The following is a 23,977-nucleotide window of genomic DNA, read 5'->3' on the forward strand; positions in this document are numbered from 1 at the left end:
ATCACTCCTCTATCTCGGATGAATGTATGTGCTGATGCTGGCCGGCGTGCGGCGTGGGTATGCTGTTTTATGATTTCGTGAACTGACGCGCGACGCCACTCGCCACGAGGAACGCCAGCATTGCCCCGACGAAGGTGGAGGCGATGCGCAGTGCGCAGTCGGAGAAGAAGCCCTCCGGCAGCATGTTGATCATACGGCTCTCGCGCGGGTCAAACATCCAGTTTCCTTGACTGAAGAAGATTTCGTGGAAGGCCGTGAAGACCCGCGTGAAGTCGATCATGGCGAGGAACGCGATGACGGCGACGAGCCCGAGGATCAGCAGGCAGGCACGGATAAAGCCTCGACTCAGGTACCCGAGCGCGCCACGCGGACCAGCGACCACGATCAGGAAGCCGGCGATGGCGATGCAGCTGAGGATCGCGAGGGAGCGGACGACGAGGCATATCACGAAGAGCTGCCGGACATCCGCCATGTGCGATTTCTCGTTTTCGTTGTAGAACTCGGTCGTCCCGCCGTTGATGGTCGTTTCGACGATGAGATTCTCACGGTCGCCCCGCAGGTACACCATCGTCTGGTGCATGACGTCGCAGAGGTCGTCCATCGTCATCTCGTCGCCCATCCAGGCCTGCATATCGTCGAGGACCTGGTAGTGCTCGAACTCATCACGATAGAAGTTCGGCGTCCAGTAGGTGACCGCCTCGAAGCTCGTGACAAAGGTGATGAAGATGAGAAGCACGGCAAACACGATGCCGAGAAAGCCACGTAAATGATGACGCATAAGATGCCTCCGATTGATTTCAGATTTGCTGCCTACTAGTGTAGCATGATTTCGAGAGGGACGACAGCTTCCTTCTATAAATCAATCGCAGATCGAGCGGAGGGCAGCTCTTCTGAAAACAGGATGTTATATATCAGCCCTGTGCGGCAGTGGTCTCTTCCGCAGCCTCTGCAGTGGTTTCGTCCGCTACCGTCGTTTCAGCGGCGGCCTCGGTCGCTGCTGCGCTGGTCTCGGTGGTCTCCACGACCTTCACCTGCGTCTGTACGTAGTCGAGGACAGCCTTGTTCACCGCCTCGTCCTTCACCGCATCGCCGCCGTACTGCTCGATGAGCTGGATCTTGTTGAGCTCCTTGCCGGCGAGGCCGCTGAGCTCTACTGCGAGCTCGTCGATCAGCTGATCGCTGGACTTGATGCCCTGCTCGTTCGCGATGGCCGCAACGACCATTCTCTGCTTCGCATAATCGGTCGCATAGCCGGCGATCTCCGTCTTGAAATCATCGACGCTCATGCCGTACATGTTCAGCATATCCGCGAGGCTGTAGCCGTACTGCTTCGCGGACGATACCTCCTGCGAAATCACATAGTCCTCTGCGTACGTCTGCATCGCATCCGAGACGGTGATCTCCGAGGTATCCACGATCTGCTGCAGCGCATCCTGCTGGATCGTGTTGTTGTACTGATAGTCGACCTGCGCCTGAAGAAGCGCCTGCTGCTCTACGCGGAAGGAAGCCACATCGGATGCCTTGGAACCCATGTCCTCCGCATGCTCCTTCACCCACTGATCGGTGAGCTCTGGCATGGTGGAAACCTTATTCACCGTGACGTCAAACACCGCCGGCTTGCCAGCGAGGTCCGGATTGTTCGGATAGGACTCCGGGAAGGTCACATTGACCTCGAGCTTCTCGCCCTTCTTCGCGCCGATCAGCTGGTCCTCGAAACCATCGATGAAGCTGCCGGAGCCGAGTACGAGATCGTAGCTGGTGCCTGAACCACCATCAAATGCCTCGCCGTTCATTTTTCCGACGAAGTCAATGTTTACAGTATCGCCTTCCTTCGCTGCGTCCTCGGTCTCCTTGAGGTAGTTCTTGCGAAGGTAGTCGATCTGGGAATTCACCATGTCCTCATCGACGGTCAGCTTCGGGCTGGTCTCGACGGTGATGCTCGAGAGGTCGCAGAGCTTCACGGTACCCATGTCACTGAACTTCGGAAGCTCCGGTACCTCGGTCGCCTCGAGGGCCTGGATCTCCGGATCATCCGCGCTGAGCTGAGAAGCGGTCGCGGTATCGGATGCACTTGCGTCCGTTGCCTCGGCTGCAGCGGCGGTGGTCGCCTCCGGGGTCTTGTTCGATGAGCCGCACGCCGCGAGCGCCATCACACTTACCGCCACAGCGGCAGTCAGAATCAGTCTGTTCTTCTTCATAATTTTCTCCTCAGTTCTAGATTTTATTACATAAGCATTCAGTGCGGGTCCCCGGCTTAGATTGAACCGGTCCCGGAGTACTGTGCCTCCGTAGCCGGCCCGCCGGGGACCTGGTATGCGCTGTCATTGAATTACTTATTAAACGCCTTAAACGCCTTATAGGTGTAGTACACGTCGAGCTTCGAGGTGATCTCGAACGGTGCGTGCATCGCGAGTACCGGCACACCGAGGTCCACGGTATCGACGTCCATGTTGGCGATGAACATCGCCACGGTTCCGCCACCGCCGAGGTCCACACGGCCGAGCTCGCCGATCTGCCACATCACATTCTCATCATCCATGTATTTGATGACGCGCTGCATGGTCTCCGCAGACGCATCGTTGGAGCCGGACTTGCCACGGGAGCCGGTGTACTTCGTGAGGACCGGTCCACGGTTCATGTAGGAAGCATTGTTCGCCTCGAACGCATCTGGGAAGGTCGGATCGAAGGCAGCATTGACATCTGCCGACAGACACAGCGATGCACGCAGCACATCGCGCACGCGCTCACCCTCAGCCTCTGCGAGGTCCTCCATATAGTGAAGCAGCATATCGCCGGACATACCGGTGTTTCCGACCGAACCGATCTCCTCCTTATCGACGAGGGCGGTCACGGTGGTGTACTCCGGCTTCTTCGTTTCGAGCTCAGCCATCAGTGCGGTGTACGCACAGACCTTGTCATCCTGGCCATAGGCACCGACCATGGAGCGGTCGAAGCCGATATCGACGGCATGCTGTGCCGGTACCATCGTGAGCTCGGCACGCAGGAAGTCCGCCTCGGTGATGCCATACATCTCGTGGAGGATCGACAGCACCTTCAGCTTGAACGCCTGCTTCACTTCCGGATCAGCGATCGGTGTCGAGCCGAGCAGCACATTCAGCTCCTCGCCCTTGATGCCATCCGCGAGGGTGCGCTTCACCTGCTCCTGCGCGAGGTGCGGCAGAAGGTCGGATACGACGAAGACCGGATCCCCCGGCTTCTCACCGAGATCGAGGTCGATGGCACGACCGTCACGCAGCATCACACGACCGTGCAGTGCGAGCGGGGTCACCGCCCACTGATACTTCTTGATGCCACCATAGTAGTGCGTCTTGAAGAACGCAAGCTCTTCCTTCTCATAGAGTGGATTCGGCTTCAGGTCGAGACGCGGGCTGTCGATGTGGGCGATGTTGAAGTGCACACCCTCATCGAGCGGACGCTTACCGATGGTGGTCAGGATGATGCTCTTGCCACGGTTATCGAAATATACCTTGTCACCGGTCTTATACTTCTTCGAACGCTCGAATGGCTTGTAGCCGTTCTCCTCTGCCATCCGGATCGTCTCACGTACGGCCTCACGCTCGATCTTCGCATGATCGAGGAACTCCTTGTAGCCCTCGCAGAACGCCATGGCCTTCTCCACGTCCTCCGGACGCTCCATGCCGATGTTCTGAATCTTATAACAGAGCTTTTCCTCAAGCTTCTGTCCTTCTGTCTTCGCCATAATATATCCTCCTTTAAAGCAGCCTCCTCATTTTATCGGCTGTCTGTGTTATTTCTGTGAAATCAGTTCACGCTGCCCATATCCGTGAGCGGCCAGTACTTGAAGTATACCTTCGCCACCATCTTGTCGCGGGAGACCATGTTGTACTCACCCCAGTAGCGGGCATCGAGTGAGTTGTTCCGGTTATCCCCGAGCATGTAATAGCTGCCCTCCGGCACCGTCACATCCACCGCCGGGAACTGCTGCCCGTCGACGATCATCGGCTCCGGCAGATAGGTCTCCGTGATGGCCTCACCGTTCACATAGACCGTACCGATCGGCACCTCTACGCTTGAGCCGTCTGCGTTCTTCCCGATCCTGATGTTGTGGAACTCGGACGCATCCGCGGTCCCGGTCTGCCGGATCTCGATGTGATCCCCTGGCATACCGATGACACGCTTCACATAGTATACGACGGAGTTCTTCTTATCCTCGCGCCCACAGTTCGGGCATACACCCTCGTCTGTCTCCCGGTAGCTCTGCCCGCAGCCCTTGCACTTGTACCCATAGACGAAGATGGCAATGTCTCCACGTTCCACCTCCCCGAAGGTATACTTCAGCCTGGAGCCGAAGACGCGCGCCCCGGCCATGATCGTGTCCTGCATGGAGCCCGTCGGGATGGTCGAGTTCGCGATGATGAAGTTGTTGAGACAGAACGCCAGCACCGCCGCCACCGCGATGACCTTCACCCAGTCGATGATCTCTCCGAGCAGCGTCGTCGGCTGCTCTCCGTCATCGGACTTCTTTGGTCTCCGCTTCTTTCCACCAGCTGTCCGAACACGTGGGGATGCTCCATCTGCCTGTCCGGAATCGCTGCTCACCTGGGCTGCACCCTGATCGCCGGCATTGTCCCCGGACACCGATGTGGAATTCTCAGCCTTCCCCTCGTCGGAAGCAGACACGTTATCCACATGATGCCCATCGCTGTCCACGACATCGAAAAATTTATTGTCCATACTTTTTTCTCCTGTTCTACTATGTCTGTACTTACATTTACTACGTTTTTCCAGACCCTACTATTCTAACAGATAGCTCGAAAAAGTATAGATTCCACACTTGTCCTTCATCTTTTTTTAAGACTAGCGTTACAGTTCAGGCAGGAGCCCCGGAGGAGTGGCAATGGAGGCCATACGGAGAGACCGTGTGAAATCAAGCCGGGTCCCCTTAGCGGCACTTGGTGTTATCTCTCCTTGGAACCCTCTAGCAACGCTGAGTTTTCATCAAGAAAACTCAGCGATTGCAGAGGGCCTAGTGCCGCTTAGGGTCCCCGGCTTAGATTGAACCGGTCTCGGAGTACTGTGCCTCCGTTGCTGCCCCTCCGGGGCTCCTGTCCAGACTATAACCAGACTATAAAAAGAGGGCAGCCGGAGCCTGCGCCCTGACTGCCCTGTATGAATGGTAAAGATTGATATTAAAGCTGAGGACCAGCTGCAACGAGTGCCTTACCAGCCTCGTTACCCTCGTACTTGACGAAGTTCTTCTGGAATCTCTGTGCGAGATCCTTTGCCTTCTCCTCCCACTCAGATGCATTTGCATAGGTGTCGCGAGGATCGAGGATTGCTGGATCTACGCCTGGAAGCTCGGTCGGAACCTCGAAATCGAAGAACGGGATCTTCTTGGTCGGAGCCTTGGCAACATCGCCATTCTGGATAGCGGTGATGATTCCACGAGTATCCTTGATGGAGATTCTCTTGCCGGTGCCGTTCCAACCGGTGTTTACGAGGTAAGCCTTTGCGCCGGACTTCTCCATTCTCTTTACGAGCTCCTCAGCATACTTTGTAGGATGAAGCTCGAGGAATGCCTGACCGAAGCAAGCAGAGAAGGTCGGTGTCGGCTCCGTGATACCACGCTCTGTACCAGCAAGCTTTGCTGTGAATCCGCTCAGGAAGTAGTACTTGGTCTGCTCCGGAGTAAGGATGGATACTGGTGGCAGTACGCCGAATGCATCTGCAGAAAGGAAGATTACGTTCTCTGCTGCAGGACCGTGAGAGATCGGCTTAACGATCTTCTCGATGTGGTCGATCGGGTAAGATACACGAGTGTTCTCGGTTACGGACTTGTCGTTGAAGTCAAGCTTGCCCGTCTTCTCATCTACGGTTACGTTCTCGAGAAGAGCGTCTCTTCTGATCGCGCCATAGATATCCGGCTCTGCGTCCTTATCAAGGTTGATAACCTTTGCGTAGCAGCCGCCCTCGAAGTTGAATACGCCGTTGTCATCCCAGCCGTGCTCGTCATCACCGATGAGGAGTCTGGTAGGATCGGTGGAAAGGGTGGTCTTACCTGTTCCGGACAGACCGAAGAATACGCAGGTGTGCTCGCCGTTGAAATCGGTGTTTGCAGAGCAGTGCATGGAAGCGATGCCCTTCAGCGGGAGGTAGTAGTTCATCATAGAGAACATACCCTTCTTCATCTCTCCGCCGTACCAGGTGTTTACGATAACCTGCTCGTGGCTGGTGATGTTGAAGACAACCGCAGTCTCGCTGTGGAGACCGAGCTCCTTCCAGTTCTCAACCTTCGCCTTGGATGCGTTGTAAACAACGAAATCCGGCTCGAAGTTTGCCTCTTCCTCAGCGGTCGGACGGATGAACATGTTCTTTACGAAGTGAGCCTGCCAAGCAACCTCCATGATGAAACGAACAGCCATACGAGTGTCCTTGTTGGCACCGCAGAAGCCATCGATGACATAAAGCTTCTTGTTGGAAAGCTCCTTCTGAGCGATCTCCTTCACAGCGGCCCATGCTTCCTTGGAAGCCGGATGGTTATCATTCTTATACTCGTCAGAAGTCCACCATACCGTGTCCTTGGAGTTCTCATCCATGACGATGAACTTATCCTTAGGAGAACGACCGGTGTACACACCAGTGAATACATCTACAGCGCCGAGCTCGGTCTCGAAGCCCTTCTCATAGCCTGTAAGACCTTCCTTGGTCTCCTCTGCGAACAGCTCCTCGTATGATGGATTGTATACGATTTCTGTTGTGTCAGTAATGCCATACTTCGTTAAATCAATCTTTGCCATTCTGTTTAACCTCTTTCTCTTCTCTGGTTACCAGTCAGCGGAATCCCTTGGGGATCTTCCGAACGCTTCTGACCTCTCTCTGATATTTTCAGAAAGCATCGGACGCTGCCGAAAGCGGTGGATTCCTCTATCCTCGAGCAAAAAAGCGCTTACATTTTTCGCTCGTTAATTATTATACACGATATTGTTTCTTTGTCGATACAATTAATTTAATTTTTAACAAAGTTTTACTTAATATCCATGCGATGACCGTGCGCAGCACGGAGCGGCGCATGGATGCCCCCGGGCGGCGAGGCCGTTTTGCCACGAAGTCGGCAAAATCAAGCGACGATGCCCGCGCCGAAGGCGCATATAATGGCATCGTCTCCTTATATCCATGAGATGACCGTGCGCAGCACGGAGCGGCGCATGGATGCCCCCGGGCGGCGCATAAAAACAGAGGCGCCCGCAGGCGCCTCCTTAGTAAGATCTGTTATTTCTTCACCGGGTTCGAAACCTTCACCATGTGGTCGTACCAATTTCCCTTCTTGCCGATGAGGGCGAGCGGGAATTCTTCGTCGAGGGCCGGGACCGGAATGTCGAAGCCGTTTACGACTTCTTCCGTGCCGTCCGAGTACTTCACGGTATCCTTCGTCGGCTGGAGAAGCACCGCGCCGTCCTTCTTCGCATCCTCCGCGCTTCCCGGGAAGAGGTTCAGGATGTTCTCGGAAGCGAGGCTTACATGGATCGTCATCTGCCCGTCCTTCACGGTGAGTACACCCTTACCGTCCTCCGCTTCATTCACGTGGAACATGCTGCTGTCCGTGGTGAAGTCTGCCGCGTAGGTACCATCCTCGAGGGCGTCTGCATTGGCCTCAGAGGTACTGTCGGAAGACGTCGTACCGGTCGGTGCACCAATCACGGCGGCGGTGTGCTCGACGTAGATCTGCTCGATGGCCGGGATGCCGCCGAGACCGCCGATCTGGCAGGTCACCGTATCGAAGGCGCCGGATGCGAGGAACTGGCTCTTCCAGGAGTCGTCATCGTCACCGGCCATGTCGTTGTTTGCGTGGTCACCGGCTACGACCATGAGCGGACGAAGCACGACCTTTTTATAACCCGCTTCCTTGATGCGCTCGATCACGGCTTCGCAGGCGGTCTCTGCCGGCTTTCCTTCGACGGTGCCGATGTAGACGTTCCCATACGCAAGCTCCTCCATCTGGGTCTGCATCTGCGTGTAGGTCACCGCGGCTGCGTGGCTCGTGCCGTGGCCCATGAAAACGAAGGCGGTGCTGTCCTTCGCTGCATCCTCGAGGCTCTCATAACCGGCGGCCTTCACTGCCTCGGCAGTCAGCGCCTCGGCGACGGCCTTCTTGTCGGCGTTGGTCGTGGAGCCATCCTGTCCGACCTCCCCGAGCAGCGGCTCGGCGATCTCGATGGTCTCGATTTTATCCTTATAGGACTCAGCGGCCGCACAGAGCTCGTCGTACTCCGCGCCGTGCATGAGGTGCGTCGGCTGGATCACGAGATGCTTGACGCCGTTGTCGACCGCACGCTGCAGCGCCTGGTCCATGTTGTCGATCTTCTCGCCATCACGCGCCTGGACGTGATTGATGATGATCTGCGCAGTGAAGGCACGACGCACCGACCAGTCCGGATACGCTGCCTGCAGCGCCTTCTCAATGCCTCCGATGTCCTGCGCACGGCTGTCGTTGAAGGAGGTACCGAAGCTCACGACGAGAAGCTCCTTCTCGCCGATACCGTCCTCGTTCAGCGGATCGTCCTTGCTGGCATCCCCGGTGTCGCGGCCGAAATAATCCGGATCGGCCTCCTCACCCTCGACGAGCGCCTTCTGCACATCTGTCAGCTGGTCCCAGGCTTCCTTCGCCTCCGCGCACTGCGCATCGGTATCCTCGGTCCGCTCCTGTACATAGATCACATCGATCAGCGACGCCACATGATCTGCGGCTGCCTGATCCGCCTCCGCACTGTCCTCCGTCGCCGCCTCGGTTGTGGCCGCCACGGTCGTGGCCGCTGCCGTCGTCTCCGCCGGCTTCGACTGACCACAGGCCGACAGCGACGCCGCCATCAGTAACATCAGCATCGTATACTTCGATTTTCTCATATGGTTTCTCCTCCTGTTGTTATTCACTTATATTCTGTTTTATGTATCTTTTACCATTTTGATAAGGAAACGCTAACAGCATACCACAGATATTCTCTTTTCTGCTATACTATACGAAATTGTTTGAGCAGAAAGGAGGCCCGATGGACCGCACGATCTTTCATATCGATGTCAACTCCGCGTTTCTCAGCTGGTCCGCGGTGAAGCGCCTCCGCGAGGATCCGACGGCGATCGACCTCCGCACGATCCCGTCCGCGGTCGGCGGCGACGTAAAAACCCGCCACGGCATCATCACGGCGCGCTCCCTCCCGGCAAAGCGTTACGGCATCCGGACGGCGATGCCCGTGGTGAAGGCCCTCGAGCTCTGCCCCTCCCTTGTCCTCGTGCCCTCTGACTTCGAGACCTACCGCGCGTACTCCGCGGCCTTCATCGAGATTCTGCACAAGTATGCCCCGGTCGTCGAGCAGCTCTCCATCGATGAAGCCTTCCTCGACATGACCGGCACCGAGCAGTCAATCCGAAGCGCCATCTTCGAGCAGATCGTCGCTGGGACACTGACGGGCGAGAAGGCCACCCGGCTCCGGTCGTTTGCATTCCCCATGAATGCCGCGGTGCTCCTGAAGGACGAGATCCGCGACACCCTCGGCTTCACAGTCAATGTCGGTATCTCGAGCAACACGCTCCTCGCGAAGATGGCCTCCGACCTCGAGAAGCCGGATAAGATCCACACGCTCTACCCGTCCGAGATCGAGACGAAGATGTGGCCGCTTCCGATCGGTGACCTCTACGGCTGTGGCAGTAAGACGGCAGAAAAGCTCCGGCGCATCGGCATCCATACGATCGGCGACGCCGCCCGCCTCGACCCGACGATTCTCACCGGTCTTCTGGGCGCCAATGCAGGCAGCTATATTCATGCGGCCGCCCATGGCATCTCGACGCGCGCCGTATCTTCCGTGCAGGAGGAGGCGAAAAGCATCTCGAACGAGATCACGACGACGGTGGATATCGATGAGGATAATCTCGAGACCGAGGGCATGGAGATCATGCGGGCACTCGCGGTGAAGGTCGCGGGGCGGCTCCGGAAGCATGATTTCTACGCCGGCACGGTCGGCTTCTCCGCGAAGACCGATGATTTCAAGCGACGCTCGGTACAGCAGAAGCTGCCGGACCCGACGCAGGATCCGGAGAAGATCCTCTCGGTCGCCGTCGTCCTCATGCATCAGCTGCTCGATGCGCCGGACGGCCTCTTCGGGCAGGGACGGAAGGTTCGCCTGATGGCGATCTTCACCGCGAACCTCGACCATGGCGATTTCCGTCAGATGACGCTCGAGGAGCTCACAGAGAACCGCGCAGAGATCGAGGCAGAGATCCGTGACACGCGCCGGAAGGCCGAGAAGGAACGGAAGCTGCAGGCCCTGTCGAAGACCCTGCAGGAGCGCTTCGGCGCTGGCACCGTGCAGCGCGGGATGAAGCTCGAACCGACGACATCAGCCCATGAAACGTAACAGTTCAGGCAGGTCGACCCGGAGGGTCACCTCTCTGAACTGTTACCATGAAACAACTGGAGGAGAGGAATTTTATGATTAAGATCATCTTTTTTGATATCGATGGCACGCTGCGACCGTTCGAGACCGGACGGGTTCCGGCGTCGACGCAGGCGGCCCTCCGGCGGGCACATGAGGCGGGGATCCTCTGTGCGATCGCGACGGGACGGCACTGGATGGAGATCCGGAACGAGAACCTCACGGAAGGGATGCGCTTCGACGCCTTCGTCACCATGGATGGGGAGTTCTGCTATGTACTGGATCCGAAGAAGGTGGATGCAGCAATCGTGCACGGGGAGCATCTCCGGCACGAGGAGCCGTACCGCTTCGATGTGAAGAACAGCCCGGAGCCGATGGCGTACTTCGATCCGCGGAACGGGCGGGTCGTGCAGCGCATCGAGATCCCGCGTTCGGCGGTGGAGAAGGTGCTGGCACTCTGTGAGGAGCAGCCCTTCGCCTGCCTCTTCGAGGAGGAGCGTGCGATCTACGCAAATATGGTGACGCCGGAGCTGCTTTCGGTGCTGAAGCACATCAACTCAGCGCAGCCGCCGGTGCGACCGGTGCAGGAGGCGCTGGAGAATCCGATCTATATGATGATCCCGATCATGACACTGGATGAGGCGGACGTCATGGAGGCGCGGGTGCCGGAGTGCGAGCTCGTGCGCTGGTCCGACGGCATGAGCTTCGATCTCACGAAGAAGGGCATCTCGAAGGTGTCGGGCATCGATGCGCTCCTCGCGGACTATGGTTTCTCGCTCGAGGAGGCGGCCGCGATCGGTGATGGCTGGAACGATGTCGGGATGATCGAGCACTGCGGGCTCGGCATCGCGATGGGGAACGCGAAGAAGGAGTGCAAGGACGTCGCGGACTACATCTGCCCGTCCATCCTCGAGGATGGCATCGCGGATGCGATCGACTACATCCTGAAGAAAAACGCGCAGAAATGAAAAACAGTGCAGGGCGACGGCCCTGCACTGTTTTTATTTATGGTTCTCCGCAGCCGCACGTGATTCGGCGGCTGCCTTTTCTTTTTTCTGCTTCTCTTTCAGTTCTTTTGCTTCTTTGGACTCGATGGCGGCCTGCTCGTCGATCTGCCCGAGCTGCTCCATCAGTGCCGATTTCTTCTCGAGCTCTTCCTTCTCCTTCGCGCGTCCGAACTGCTCGGAGAGCGTCGGTACATCGGAGAAGAGATTCGTGCCGAGGCCGAGGCGGTTGCCTGCGATATCGACGCCGAGAGCCGCAAGGGTCGTCGGGAAATCATCGAAGGTCGTGAAGTCGCGGCGCTCTGCACGGACGGGCTGGACGGCAGCATTGACATACGCTGTGTAGACGGTCCGTTCGTAATTCTCCGGCACATCGTCACAGAAGTCGTGGTCCATGGTCGGGTGGTCGCCGGAGATGACGATCGTCGTGTCGGCGTACCAGTCCTGCTGCTTACACCAGTCGAGGAAGCTGCTGAGCTGCTTCGATGCGCAGGCGTAGACATTCGCATACTGCTCATCGAAGGTCGTCGGGCAGAGCGGGCAGACATAGCCGTCCGGGAAGTGCGTGTCGACGGTCAGCATCGTGAGGTTGAACGGCTGCTCACTGCTGCTGAGGCGGGTGAGCTCCTCCTGTGCGTACTCGTAGAGCTTCCGGTCCTCGAAGCCCCAGTTGACCCAGTAGTTCGCCGGGAACTTGTGCTGGTTTTTCCAGTAGCTGAAGTCCTTGATGGCATAGCTTCCATGGGTCTGGAAGTAGAGCTTGCGGCCACCGAAGTAGCCGACAGAGCCGAGCATCAGCTCCTGGGTGTAGCCCTGCTTCTCGAGGATGTCACCGATCGTGAGGATGTCCGGGAAGAAGGATTTCTGCGAGTCCATCGCGTTCTGATCGATGGAAATCTTCAGCGGAAGTCCAGAGGTCTGTGCGAACATGGCGCCCATCGTCCAGGTCGCACCCGGCATGGCGTACCCACCGTTGAGGGTGGATGCCGCACCCGAAAAGTCTTCGTGATCCTCGGCGATCTTCGTGAGCTCCGGGATCGTGTTCTGCGGGAAGGCACCGCCGGAGGCCTGGTCGGCGAAGGTCACCTCCGTCGACTCCATGAAGATGTAGATGAGGTTCCGCTTCTTCTCCGGGAAGCAAAGCGTCACGTTCTTCGGGTCGACGTAGTGATCGTCGATGAAGCGGGAGGTCTCGAGCTGCGACTTGATGTAGGTGCCGATGTCGAGGTCGTCCCAGGCATCCACCACGGTGAAGCCGGTGGTGAAGAAGGCGGCGAGCAGTGCGAGCGTCACGAGCTTCCGGTAGTTCTGTTTATGCCGGCAGACGATGAAGATCGCGATGATGACGATCGCGATGATCGCGGCCGGAATCGCACATTTCAGGATATACTCGTGGACCATCGCGGTGCTGGTGCCCTGGAGCGGCGCGAAGAGGTGATACAGGACCTCATCCACGGTGAGCTCCGACCAGGTATTCATCAGCCAGCGCAGGCTGAACAGGAGAAGGGCGGAAAAAAAAGACAGAATCACCGCTGCGATGGTCGTCATATCGAGGACAGCGGTTCTGTGTCTATGGTGAAAACGCTTCATGATAAAGCCTCGGTTAAGGATTGCTGCAGATCAACACCGGAGGACGCGGATCCACGCTGACCTCGATGTTTTTCGGTCAATGTATACATGCGGCACCCGGCCTTTTGTATACTGTTCAAATCGACTTCTAGTGTAGTCATCCCGAAACTTCTTCACAATGTGCAGAAATCTCTAAGATTTTTGCTTTTTACATACTCTTTTCTAAAATTTTACTAAATATAATTGACGGCCTTTCGTGCATTCGTATATAGTTTTAATAATTACGGGCAGCTATACGCGATGCAGGCTCTGTTCTGAAACTTCTGACCGAAGCCTGCGACGTATGGACCGCACTGCAGTAACTGCAGGCGGCGCCCGTATTCACTTATTCTGTTTTTTGTCTCGATGCCTTGCATCAGAAAGGAATATACCGATGGTTTTAAATGATGACGCAGTGCAGTTTGCGAAGCAGTACCCGACGATCACCGAGAATCGTGCGTATCGAAAACTGATGTCCGTGCCTCGTCATGGCAGCACGAACACCTACGATCACTCGGTCCGCGTCGCGAAGATGGCTGCCGCAATCGCACCGCATATCGGTGTCGATCCGGACAGTGCCGCACGTGTAGGTCTTCTGCACGATTTCTGCCTGATTGATTATCATAAGGTGGATAAGACCATCCATGACGGCCGCTGGTACTGCTTCTATCACCCGGAAGACGCGGTAGAAAATGCAGAGAAGGAGGGCTTCTATCTTTCCTATAAGGAGAAGCGTGCGATCTGGAGCCACATGTTCCCTCTCTCCACCTCGATTCCGACCTCCCGTCTCGGCTGTATCCTGACCCTCAGCGACAAGACCGTCGCTGCACAGGAGTCCCTCGCAAACGCCGCCGAAGGATGGGCACTCCTCTGCTACCTGCTGAACCGTGGCCGCCTCCGCGTCGCACGCGTCGTACGTCGCAGCCACTGATCTTCTTCTGTTCGATGTATTTTCTCGTCCCTGTTCAAACGTGGGCAAGTCAAGGTGTTGCTGTCCGCCGAGCCACGAGTGAACAGTAACATTTTCTCGATGAAGAATTTGAATCTCCCGGAGCAATCCGGGAGATTTTTTCTATAAATTATGGTACACTACGCCTATGAATAAATTAATCACCCCACAGGAAACCATCAAAATCATACAGAAGAACGATTTCCGCTTCCAGAAGCGCTTCGGTCAGAACTTCCTGATCGACGAAAACGTGCTCCAGAACATCATTCGGAGCTCGGAAATCACGAAGGACGACTGTGTCCTCGAGATCGGACCAGGCATCGGCACGCTGACCCAGGCACTCGCTGAGGCGGCCGGCCATGTCGTCGCCGTCGAGATCGACGCGAACCTCATTCCGATCCTGCACGAGACCTTACAGGCGTATGACAATGTCTCCATCATCCACAACGATGTACTGAAGCTCGATCTCCACGAGGTCATCGCGACCTACAACCACGGTAATCCGGTAAAGGTCGTCGCGAATCTCCCTTACTACATCACGACCCCGATCATCATGGGCCTCTTCGAGAGCCATGCACCGATCCAGTCGATCACCGTCATGGTGCAGAAGGAGGTCGCCGATCGCATGCAGTCAGGACCAGGTACGAAGGATTACGGTGCCCTCTCCCTCGCCGTGCAGTACTATGCCGAGCCGGATATCATCCAGGAGGTGCCACCGCACTGCTTCATCCCACGCCCGAATGTCGGCTCCGCCGTCATCCGACTGAAGCGCTACACCGAGCCGCCGGTACAGGTCGAGGACGAGCGCTGGATGTTCCAGATCATTAAGGCCGCCTTCGGACAGCGCCGGAAGACACTGCTGAACGCCCTCTCTTCCCTCGCCTCCATCCCGAAGGACGCTACCCGTGAAGCCCTCGCCTCCCTCGGTCTCTCCGAGACCATCCGTGGCGAAGCCCTCACCCTCGCACAGTTCGCCGCACTCGCAGACGCACTGTCGGACTTTCAATCGACATAACGAAAAACCGGAGGCTTTCGCCTCCGGTTTTCTTATGTTTTGTGCGGCACGATCCCGACGAATCGATTTCCATCCTGACGGAACATCGCTTCCGCGTCCTCTCTTCCGACGACATTCTGGCTTCCGCTCATCGGATCCACCAGACGGATATTGAAGGAGTCATAGCTGTAAATCAGATAGCAGCTGTCCTCGAGATACGCGATCAGCGGGTAGCCCTTATTCAGGAAGTAAAGGGCGGAGCTCAGGTCCATGCCATAAGCATTGACCATACTGTAGGTATCATAGGTGTCGATCGTGGTCAGCTTCGAGAGCTTCGTGAGCGGCTCCTCGGCGAGGGCTGTCGCGTTCCGGATCGTCACCATCGTACTCTTATCCACACGATTCCATACGAATTCCCCATCCGCGGTAAGCACATAACCGAAATCATCGTACACGAGCTCATACGCCTCTTCGAGCGTCCGGGTACGGCCCTGGAAATGACCGTGTGCGTAGGCATAGAACATCGGTATCACATTTTTATCCTCCGTGATGTTCAGGTCGATGGAGGAGGCTCGCTCGAGGGAGAGATTTTTCGGTGCCGTGCTCCGCACATGCTTCGTGCCGAGGTCCTTGATCTCGATATACCAGACCTTCTGAAGGATTTTATCCGTGTACGAGCCGACACCACTAAGTCTCGCATCGGTCTGTTCACGATTCGAGATGATGGTGTCCTCGCCGGCAGCCTCATAGTGTCCACCCTCGACCGGACGGATCTTATCGAAGTGAAGGCGGGTTCCGCTCACACGAACGTTCGTAAAGAGCAATCCATCCTTCGCGTAGCTCGTTTTATCGCTGAGATCCGGTCCGACGATATGGATTTCGCTGATCGGAATCTTATGCTTCTCGGTATAGATGCTGGCGTATGCCGGATTGATGATACCGTAGATCAGGTCATCCTGGTTGAAGCCGATCAAACGGAGATAGCCACCACCCTGGATCTCGCTGGACTGATTACTCTCGAGATTTACGAGCGTGATCTTCGCGGCGTGATAGATGTCCTCCGCATCCGGATTCTGGTAAGCGATGTACTGCTGCGTATCCGAGCTTGCGAAGCCCGACTCCTGCAGTCCTGTGGCGATCGTGACGACCTCGAGGCTGTTCGTATCGATGCCGTAGATGCTGCCGCCGTAATAGAGATACAGGAGTCCGTCACCGGACAGGTAGGCGAGCTTCTCGAGATTCCAGCGTATCTGATCATATACCTCCGGGATCGCAATGAAGAAGTTCTCCGTCACTGTATCATTCGAGCTGTCATAGCGGTAGTACAGGATACCATTATATCCCTCATGGCTTCCCCGGTTCACATAACCGTAGACGAGGAAATCCACATCGCCCTTATCCGATACCGACAGGATCTTGATGTCATGCTGATCATAGTTTGCGCGGACGCCATCATCCGTATCCGAGCGGTAGCTGAAGATATTCACCGCATGTCCGCTCTTCGAAGACTGATCGTAGCGCCAGAGCCCCTGATCCGTCTTAAATGCGATATAATGCTCATTTTCCGACTTCTGCACGGCGATATCATCCGTATTTCCGACACCGAGCGTGATCCGCTTGCCCGCGAAATCCTCGCTGTCGCCCTCGAAGATCTGATGTGTCGTCCGGTCGAAGTCCATCATGTAGACCCGCTCCGGATCATTTCGAAAGACGAAGTTATCCTCATTCAGGAAGTGCTTCTCCTCTCCGTTCTCATCCGTCATATACGACTCGTAGCTGATCTGAATCTCGCCCATCATGCCGTCAAATTCCTTGAGCGTCATATAGAATCTTCCCTTCGGCTGCATCCCGGTCTTTCCCCAGATGATCTGGTTGAAGCTCGAGTGCAGATCGACATGTCCGAGACTCGAATTATCCGCCGTATCCTTCGTTTCCAGATAGGTCGTGATATCCTTACTGTTCGTTGAATCGAAGCTGCCCGTCGTAAATCTGAACGCGACATCCTCCATCGATTTCGTGTAATCACGGTCCGTCCAGAGGATACGTGTATAGTAGTTCAGCGTATGGGCACCCGTCTCCAGCGTGATATGCAGAAGATACGCTTGATCCTTATTGATGAGATTCTGAATCGGCAGGACGAGGCTTGCGTTACCGTCGCTCCGGCTGATGTCGGAGACCGTTCCCTTTTCGATGAGATGGCTGAGGTCCAGTGTACGGATCTCGTAGCTGGCTGAAGCCACCATGTTATCGTACTCCTGCACGACGAGCTTCAGCTGACGATCCTGCGGCAGCACCGTGATCATATCGCGGGCTGCCTGCTTTCCCATATCCTGAAGATAGGCATGCATCGGATTCATGAGGTAATCGCCGCTCGAAACATAGGCCACCGGCAGGCTCGGCTCTTCCATCGTGGAGTACACCGTATTCTGCCGCTCCATCGAGTGCCAGGAACGGTAAAAATAGAGGATGAGTGCGATCAGAAATACCGCACCCATCGCCAGGCATTTTTTCAGTTTTTTTCGTGTCTGTTTTTTCACTGCTGCTTTTCTTTCTCTCTATAGCCCAGCGCCTGCTCCAGCGCGAGCTGCTCTTCTGCGCCGAGTTCCACCTCGGTGGTACCGGCATCGACATCCTTTATATATAAGAAGCAGCCCTCTCTCGAGTGCACGGAATTGATGACGAAGCCACTGTTCGTGCTGTCCAGCATCGCGATGGCGAAGGACATGTTTCCACCCATTCCGCCGAAGGCGTTATACCGGATGATGCCGAGCTTCTGAAAGGACGCACGGATATTCTTATTGAGTACACGCATGACGTCCTTATTCTTGATATCCTCCTTTTCGAGTGCCTCCACGTGCTGCTGGAGATCGACGAAATAGTCCTCCAGGGTCTCTGCATCCTTGCCACGCATGAAGTAATCATACTGACGATACAGTCTCTTGTATTTTGCATTTGCCCGGATAGCCAGGATCAGAGAGATCAGTCCGATCAGCAGCCCAGCGGCTGCGATTCCGAGCAGAAGCGTTTCTGTCACTATCATATATTTCCTCGCTCTGTTTAATCATTTCTGCTGGAGTTCAGGATCATAAAGATACGATCCAGATCATCCTGCGAATAATATTCGATTTCGAGTGTGCCACGCTCCGTATTTTTCGGAACGATGGAGACCTTCGTACCGAGCTTCGTCTTCATCTTCCGCTCGAGATCCTTATAGATGACCTTGAGCCGCCGAAGCTCCTGGGCTTCCGGAGAGGATTTTTTCTCCTTCTTCGCCTTCGAGAGCTTATCAAGCTTGACGAGGGTCTCGATCTCTCGTACAGAGAGATTTTCTTTCGTACACTTCTCTGCGATCTTCTTTCGGAGCTCCGGATCCTCGACCGCCAGCAGTGCACGGGCATGTCCCTGCGTGATCTTTCCATCCTGGAGAAGTGTGAGGATCTCCGGCTCGAGCCTCAGAAGTCGCAGACTGTTCGTGATGGTCGAACGATTCTTCGCTACACGGGCAGCGACCTCCTCCTGCGTCAGTCCATACTCCTCGATCAGAGACTGATATGCTCTCGCTTCTTCGACCGCATTCAGGTCATCACGCTGGATATTCTCGATGATGGACAGCTCACGGCTCGTCTTTTCATCGACCTCTTTGATGACCACCGGGATTTCCTTGAGACCGGCGATGCGTGCTGCTCTCCAGCGACGCTCACCAGCGACGATCTCATACAGTGCGCCCCTCTTCTTCACCACGATCGGTGATATCATCCCGTAGGTTCGGATGGACTCTGCAAGCTCGGTCAGCTTCTCCTCATCGAAATTCTTTCGCGGCTGATCCGGATCCGGCTGGATGCGACTGAGCTTCACGAGCAGCATCCCGTCCTGCTCCGTATCATGCACGGTTTCGGTGCTGTGAACCTTCTTCGTATCTTTCGTGATTGTATTCTCATGAACGGTCTTTTCGCCTGCCATCACGATCACGGTATTTTCTGTGCTGTTCTTCGCCGTCTCTTTTTTTGCGGCCGCGGTCACCCGCTTTTTTCTTCCGCTGACACTCTTCTCTGCTTCAGCAGAAGCCTCTTCGGTCGCCTGCATTGGCTCCGCGAGGCCCGCCGCTGTCTCAGACTGTTCCGCCGTCTTCTCTGCGACCGTCTTATAGCGATGCTCTGTTTTCGGGCGATCCGATTTCACCGTTGTGCTGGTTCCGAAGATGGCCCCAAGGCCCTTTCCCAGTCCATGCTCCTTAGCCATAGATATCGTCCCCCTTACTCATAAGCTCTGCTGCCAGTCTCCGGTAGCTCTCAGCCCCCGTCGACGATGATTCATACTCAGTGATCGGCACACCATGACTCGGTGCCTCCGCGAGACGTACATTTCGCGGAATCAACGTATCATAGATATTGCCCTGGAAATTCTGCTTGACCGACTCCACCACCTGCTGTGACAGCTTATTTCGTCCATCATACATCGTGAACACGATACCCTCGATGTCGAGCTCCGGATTCAGTCCCTCCTGTACGAGTCCGATGGTATTCAGCACCTGATTCAGACCCTCCAGTGCATAGTATTCACACTGAATCGGGATAATCACCGAATCCGCCGCTGTCAGTGCATTGACCGTGATCGTGCCGAGACTCGGTGGGCAGTCGATCAGGATATAGTGATAGTGCTCCTTATACGGTGTCAGCAGATTCTTCAGAATCTGATTTTTATCCTCCTGATCCGCAAACTCCACCTCGACCGCTGCCAGGTTCATATCTGCCGGTATCAGATCCAGATTCTCCGTCACCTCCACGAGAATCGCCTCATCCATCGTGCAGCTGCCGCTCATCGCATCGTAAATTGTATGCTCGACCTCATCACGCTCGACACCGAACCCGCTGGTCGCATTTCCCTGCGGATCGAAATCCACCAGAAGAACCCGCTGATTGGCCTCCGCAAGCGTCGCCGCCAGATTTACTGCCGTCGTCGTCTTTCCGACGCCACCCTTCTGATTTGTAATCGCTATAATCTTCCCCATGATACTCTCCCGTGATCGATTTAAGGTGAACTGAAAATGTTTCACGTGAAACATCTCAGTCACTTATGGTCCATCTATGTTTCACGTGAAACATAGACCAGATATTTAAGAACATTTACCATTAGATGTAACATCCATCTTAAAGAAAAAACAGTGATAATGTTTCACGTGAAACATCATCACTGTCGCTATTTTACCCCATACATATATACGTGTCAAATTTTGGCACCACCACGTACCAACTTTTCTCAGCCATGCGTCTTCCGAGCTCGCAGTACTGTGCTTCTGTTGCCGCCCCTCCGAGCTCTTCATAACGAAATGATCATCAGACGATCTGTGCGATGATCACCGCCGCAAACACGATCACACACCCGATGAGCTCCTGCATCGACAGCATCTGATGAAGGATCAGGAAGCCACCGACCACGGAGAACACCGACTCCAGTGACATCAGCAGCGACGCAATCGTCGGATCCGTATTCTTCTGCGCCAGCACCTGCAGCGTATAGCCGACCGCCGATGACAGCACACCCGCATACAGAATCGACGGCATCGCACCGAGGATGCCCGCCATATCCGGCCTTTCAAACAGAAGCATACCGATCAGTCCGACGAGGGATGCAAAGAAGAACTGAATATTCGACAGCCGGATCGGATTCACCTTCTCCGAGAAGTGATCGACGGAAATGATCTGAAACGAGAACAGCAGTGCACAGAGACTCACCATCGCATCCCCCCGCTCGATCGTCATGCCGCCATGCATACTGATGAGGTAGAGACCGATCAGCGCCAGCGCCACACTCAGCCAGATCGTTTTCTTCGGTTTCTTTCCTACGAATATGCCGAGCACCGGCACGATGACGACATAACAGGCGGTGATAAATCCGGCCTTGCCTGCGGAGGTCGTCTGCATACCGATCTGCTGCGTGATACTCGCTGCCCCCAGACACAGTCCACAGACTCCCCCACCGAGCAGCGCTTCTGTCTTATATTGCTTCTCTTCCACTGCTTCCGGCAGCGATGCGCGGTAGTTCTTCTCCGAAAATGCCGAGAGCGGCAGGAGCAGAATCGCCGCGATGAAGAAACGCGTAAACACGAAGGTCCACGGCCCGACATAATTCATGCCGACGCTCTGCGCGACGAACGCGAAGCCCCAGATGATCGCCGTCAGCAGAAGCAGTGAATTTGAAATCAATGCAATCTGATTTTTCTTCATAGCGGATCCTTCGCCGGTGTGCCGGCCTTTCGCGGGTAAGTCTTCGGTGTTTCCTTCGCCTTCCGGATCGTAATCAGTGAGCGACGGATATCCGACTCTGGAAGCATGTACTCTACCTCCTGCTCCAGCTTACCACCGAGCTTTCGGATCGCGCTCTCCGCCGTCGCCAGCTCCTCGTCGACCTTGCCCGACTTGTATGCGATGAAGTAGCCATCCTTCTTCACAAACGGCAGATCATATTCGCTCAATGTTGACATATTTGCTACAGCCCGTGAGGTCGAGAAATCGAAGCTTTCACGAAGATTCTTCTGATGCCCGAGGTCCTCGGCCCTTCCATGGATGGTCTCGACCTCCTGAAGTCCGAGCTTCGCGATCACATCCTCAAGGAAACGAAGACGTTTCTGCAGTGAATCACTCAGTGTGACCCTCAGCTCTGGAAATACGATTTTCAGCACCAGCCCGGGGAAACCCGCACCAGTTCCGACATCGATCAGTGTTTTTCCGCTCAATGTTTCACGTGAAACATTCTCGTTTTTCACGACGGCTTTTACGATCGCCATAGAATCGATGAAGTGCTTCGTCACGACCTCAGACTCCTCTGTGATGGTCGTCAGGTTCATCACCTTATTGGTTTCCACCAGCATCTCATAATATGTAAATAACTGTTCGATCTGCGTGTCGCTCAGCCGGATGCCCAGTGCTTCCGCCTGCTCCTTCAGTCGATGATAAAATGTATCGGTCATACTGCTCCCTGTATTTTCTATTGTTTTATCCGTTCTGATTGACCCTTCTTATCACCTGTTTCTTTTCAGAAAAGAGGATGGATTCGTCATTCAGCGACGGGATTTTCTTTACGTATTTGCATCCTTCTTCGGTGCGTGGTACGTCTCCAGATAGATCAGCAGCACTGAAATATCTGCCGGGTTGACACCACTGATACGGCTGGCCATACCGATGTTTTCCGGCCGGATGCGCTCGAGCTTCTGTCTCGCCTCGATGCGGAGATTTCCGACCTCCTCATAGCGTATGTCCTTCGGGATGCGTTTATTCTCCATGCGACGGAATCCCTCGACCTGCTGCTCCTGCCGCCGGATGTATCCCTCATACTTGATCTCGATGCCGACCTCTTCCCGTACGCCATACGGAAGCTCCGGTCGCTTCGGATCCAGCGGTTTCAGACTCTCATAGTCGAGCTCCGGTCGCTTGATAAGCTCTGCGAGGGAGACACCGGAACTGAGTGCCGTCGATCCATGTGCCTCCATGAAGTGATTCACCTCATCGCTGTTTCCGATGAAGGTCTTCCGAAGGCGCTCCTCCTCGACATCGATCATTCTGCGCTTCTCGAGCGTCTTCTCGTACTCTGCATCGGATACGAGTCCGATCGCATGGCCGATTTTTCGAAGACGAAGATCGGCATTGTCCTGTCGTAAGAGCAGACGATACTCTGCACGACTCGTCATCATACGATACGGCTCTGTACTCTCCTTCGTGACGAGATCATCGATCAGTACGCCGATATAGGCTTCTGAACGATCGAGTACGACCGGATCACGATGAAGGATACGCATGGCAGCATTGACACCGGCCATGAAGCCCTGCACAGCTGCCTCCTCATAGCCGGAGGAACCGTTAAACTGACCGCCGGCGAAGAGACCGTCGATGTTCATGAATTCGAGGTTCGAGCGAAGCTGGGTCGCATCTATACAGTCATACTCGATAGCGTAGGCATTTCGGACGATGTGTACATGCTCGAATCCCTTCATGGAGTGGTACATCTTATACTGTACGTCCTCCGGCATCGAGCTCGACATACCGCTCAGGTACATCTCGTTCGTATACAGTCCCTCCGGCTCGATGAAAATCTGATGCCGGTTCTTATCCGGGAACTTCATGACCTTATCCTCGATGGAAGGACAGTAGCGCGGTCCCACACCCTGGATCGATCCGTTATACATCGGGGAACGCTCGATATTCTCACGGATGATTTCGTGCGTCTTTTCGTTTGTATACACGAGCCAGCAGTCGACCTGCGGTCGCTGTACCTCGGAAAACGCCGTCGAGTAGGAGAACGGAATCACCGGTACATCGCCCTTCTGCACCTCAAACTGGGAGAAGTCCAGTGTACGCTTGTCGACACGCGCCGGCGTTCCCGTCTTGAAACGAAGCATCCGTACCCCGTTTGCCTTCAGGGAATCCGTCAGCTTCGTCGCTGCCTTGAAGCCATTCGGACCGGTATGCTCGATGAGATCACCAGTCAGACAGCGGGAGTTAAGATAGGTTCCGGTACAGAGGATGACGGCCTTCGCATGGTAGATGGCACCGGATGTCGTCCGGATGCCCGTCACCTTCTTATGGGCAGCTGTATACTCACTGTTCGCGTCGCACACATCCTCCGTGATCAGTTCCGCGACCTCCGCCTGCCGGATCAGAAGATGCGGCTGATTCTCGAGGCGTTTCCGCATCTCATCGGCATAGGCTTTTTTATCTGCCTGCGCACGCAGACTGTGCACCGCTGGTCCCTTCGACTTATTCAGCATCTTCGACTGCAGGAAAGTCTGATCGATGACCTTTCCCATCTCACCGCCGAGCGCATCCAGCTCACGGACGAGATGTCCCTTCGAGCTGCCACCGATATGCGGATTACATGGCATGAAAGCGATGCTGTCGACACTCACCGTAAATACCACGGTCTCCAGTCCGAGACGTGCCGTTGCGAGTCCTGCCTCACATCCGGCATGGCCCGCCCCGACGACGATCACATCATATCTCTCTTCTACTACTGACATTTCCGT

The 23,977-nt window shown here is 55.5% G+C and carries 18 protein-coding genes and 1 pseudogene; 4 read left to right on the forward strand and 15 right to left on the reverse strand.

Annotation, left to right across the window (positions count from 1 at the left end; genetic code table 11):
• Positions 1-67: 67 nt before the first annotated feature.
• The 7 genes and pseudogenes from ACK8P7_RS07980 to ACK8P7_RS08010 form a co-directional block, all read right to left on the reverse strand.
• On the reverse strand, positions 68-778 hold the full coding sequence (locus ACK8P7_RS07980) for a TIGR01906 family membrane protein (RefSeq protein ID WP_410043686.1): 711 nt from the start codon (positions 776-778) through the stop codon (positions 68-70).
• A 133-nt stretch (positions 779-911) separates the two neighbouring features.
• On the reverse strand, positions 912-2,198 hold the full coding sequence (tig, locus tag ACK8P7_RS07985) for a trigger factor (RefSeq protein ID WP_410043687.1): 1,287 nt from the start codon (positions 2,196-2,198) through the stop codon (positions 912-914).
• 131 nt (positions 2,199-2,329) lie between these two features.
• Positions 2,330-3,721 (reverse strand): aminopeptidase, encoded by a 1,392-nt coding sequence (locus tag ACK8P7_RS07990; protein ID WP_410043688.1) that lies wholly within the window; start codon positions 3,719-3,721, stop codon positions 2,330-2,332.
• 62 nt (positions 3,722-3,783) lie between these two features.
• Positions 3,784-4,716: a signal peptidase I gene (gene lepB / locus ACK8P7_RS07995; protein WP_410043689.1), complete on the reverse strand. Its 933-nt coding sequence runs from the start codon at positions 4,714-4,716 to the stop codon at positions 3,784-3,786.
• Between the two features lie 455 nt (positions 4,717-5,171).
• The gene (gene pckA, locus ACK8P7_RS08000; protein WP_410043690.1) at positions 5,172-6,779 is read right to left on the reverse strand and encodes a phosphoenolpyruvate carboxykinase (ATP); all 1,608 of its coding nucleotides are present in this window, start codon (positions 6,777-6,779) and stop codon (positions 5,172-5,174) included.
• Positions 6,780-6,951: 172 nt separating this feature from the next.
• A complete protein-coding gene (locus tag ACK8P7_RS08005) occupies positions 6,952-7,140 on the reverse strand; it encodes a hypothetical protein (RefSeq protein ID WP_410043691.1) in 189 nt (62 codons plus the stop codon).
• A gap of 528 nt (positions 7,141-7,668) precedes the next feature.
• Positions 7,669-8,862 (reverse strand): annotated as a pseudogene (locus ACK8P7_RS08010) (sirohydrochlorin cobaltochelatase); the annotation flags it as partial.
• A 164-nt stretch (positions 8,863-9,026) separates the two neighbouring features.
• Here ACK8P7_RS08010 and ACK8P7_RS08015 point away from each other — a divergent pair.
• Positions 9,027-10,388, forward strand: coding sequence for a DNA polymerase IV (locus ACK8P7_RS08015; RefSeq protein WP_410043692.1), 1,362 nt, complete (start codon positions 9,027-9,029; stop codon positions 10,386-10,388).
• A 74-nt stretch (positions 10,389-10,462) separates the two neighbouring features.
• Positions 10,463-11,374 (forward strand): HAD hydrolase family protein, encoded by a 912-nt coding sequence (locus ACK8P7_RS08020; protein WP_410043693.1) that lies wholly within the window; start codon positions 10,463-10,465, stop codon positions 11,372-11,374.
• 33 nt (positions 11,375-11,407) lie between these two features.
• Here ACK8P7_RS08020 and ACK8P7_RS08025 read toward each other — a convergent pair whose 3' ends face one another.
• Entirely contained in the window at positions 11,408-13,000 is a 1,593-nt protein-coding gene (locus ACK8P7_RS08025) for a sulfatase-like hydrolase/transferase (protein ID WP_410043694.1), read from the reverse strand.
• Positions 13,001-13,412: 412 nt separating this feature from the next.
• Here ACK8P7_RS08025 and ACK8P7_RS08030 point away from each other — a divergent pair, with 412 nt between their 5' ends.
• Both ACK8P7_RS08030 and rsmA read left to right on the forward strand, forming a co-directional pair.
• On the forward strand, positions 13,413-13,949 hold the full coding sequence (locus tag ACK8P7_RS08030; protein ID WP_410043695.1) for an HD domain-containing protein: 537 nt from the start codon (positions 13,413-13,415) through the stop codon (positions 13,947-13,949).
• Positions 13,950-14,115: 166 nt separating this feature from the next.
• Entirely contained in the window at positions 14,116-14,982 is an 867-nt protein-coding gene (rsmA, locus tag ACK8P7_RS08035) for a 16S rRNA (adenine(1518)-N(6)/adenine(1519)-N(6))-dimethyltransferase RsmA (RefSeq protein ID WP_410043696.1), read from the forward strand.
• 32 nt (positions 14,983-15,014) lie between these two features.
• Here the strand turns inward: rsmA and ACK8P7_RS08040 are convergent, their stop codons facing one another.
• The 7 genes from ACK8P7_RS08040 to mnmG form a co-directional block, all read right to left on the reverse strand.
• Positions 15,015-17,456 (reverse strand): hypothetical protein, encoded by a 2,442-nt coding sequence (locus ACK8P7_RS08040; RefSeq protein WP_410043697.1) that lies wholly within the window; start codon positions 17,454-17,456, stop codon positions 15,015-15,017.
• A 38-nt stretch (positions 17,457-17,494) separates the two neighbouring features.
• Positions 17,495-18,001, reverse strand: coding sequence for a DUF4446 family protein (locus ACK8P7_RS08045; protein ID WP_410043698.1), 507 nt, complete (start codon positions 17,999-18,001; stop codon positions 17,495-17,497).
• A 17-nt stretch (positions 18,002-18,018) separates the two neighbouring features.
• Complete coding sequence (locus ACK8P7_RS08050; protein WP_410043699.1) at positions 18,019-19,200, reverse strand: ParB/RepB/Spo0J family partition protein; 1,182 nt, start codon at positions 19,198-19,200, stop codon at positions 18,019-18,021.
• Positions 19,193-19,969, reverse strand: coding sequence for a ParA family protein (locus tag ACK8P7_RS08055; RefSeq protein WP_410043700.1), 777 nt, complete (start codon positions 19,967-19,969; stop codon positions 19,193-19,195). The genes ACK8P7_RS08050 and ACK8P7_RS08055 overlap by 8 nt, the downstream gene beginning before the upstream one ends.
• 325 nt (positions 19,970-20,294) lie before the next feature.
• The gene (locus tag ACK8P7_RS08060; protein ID WP_410043701.1) at positions 20,295-21,185 is read right to left on the reverse strand and encodes a DMT family transporter; all 891 of its coding nucleotides are present in this window, start codon (positions 21,183-21,185) and stop codon (positions 20,295-20,297) included.
• Positions 21,182-21,928, reverse strand: a complete 747-nt coding sequence (gene rsmG / locus ACK8P7_RS08065) for a 16S rRNA (guanine(527)-N(7))-methyltransferase RsmG (RefSeq protein ID WP_410043702.1) — start codon at positions 21,926-21,928, stop codon at positions 21,182-21,184. The genes ACK8P7_RS08060 and rsmG overlap by 4 nt, the downstream gene beginning before the upstream one ends.
• 108 nt (positions 21,929-22,036) lie before the next feature.
• Positions 22,037-23,971: a tRNA uridine-5-carboxymethylaminomethyl(34) synthesis enzyme MnmG gene (gene mnmG / locus ACK8P7_RS08070; protein ID WP_410043703.1), complete on the reverse strand. Its 1,935-nt coding sequence runs from the start codon at positions 23,969-23,971 to the stop codon at positions 22,037-22,039.
• Positions 23,972-23,977 lie beyond the last annotated feature (6 nt).

The organism is Oribacterium sp. P9 (assembly GCF_046365365.1).
GTDB lineage: Bacteria > Bacillota > Clostridia > Lachnospirales > Lachnospiraceae > Oribacterium.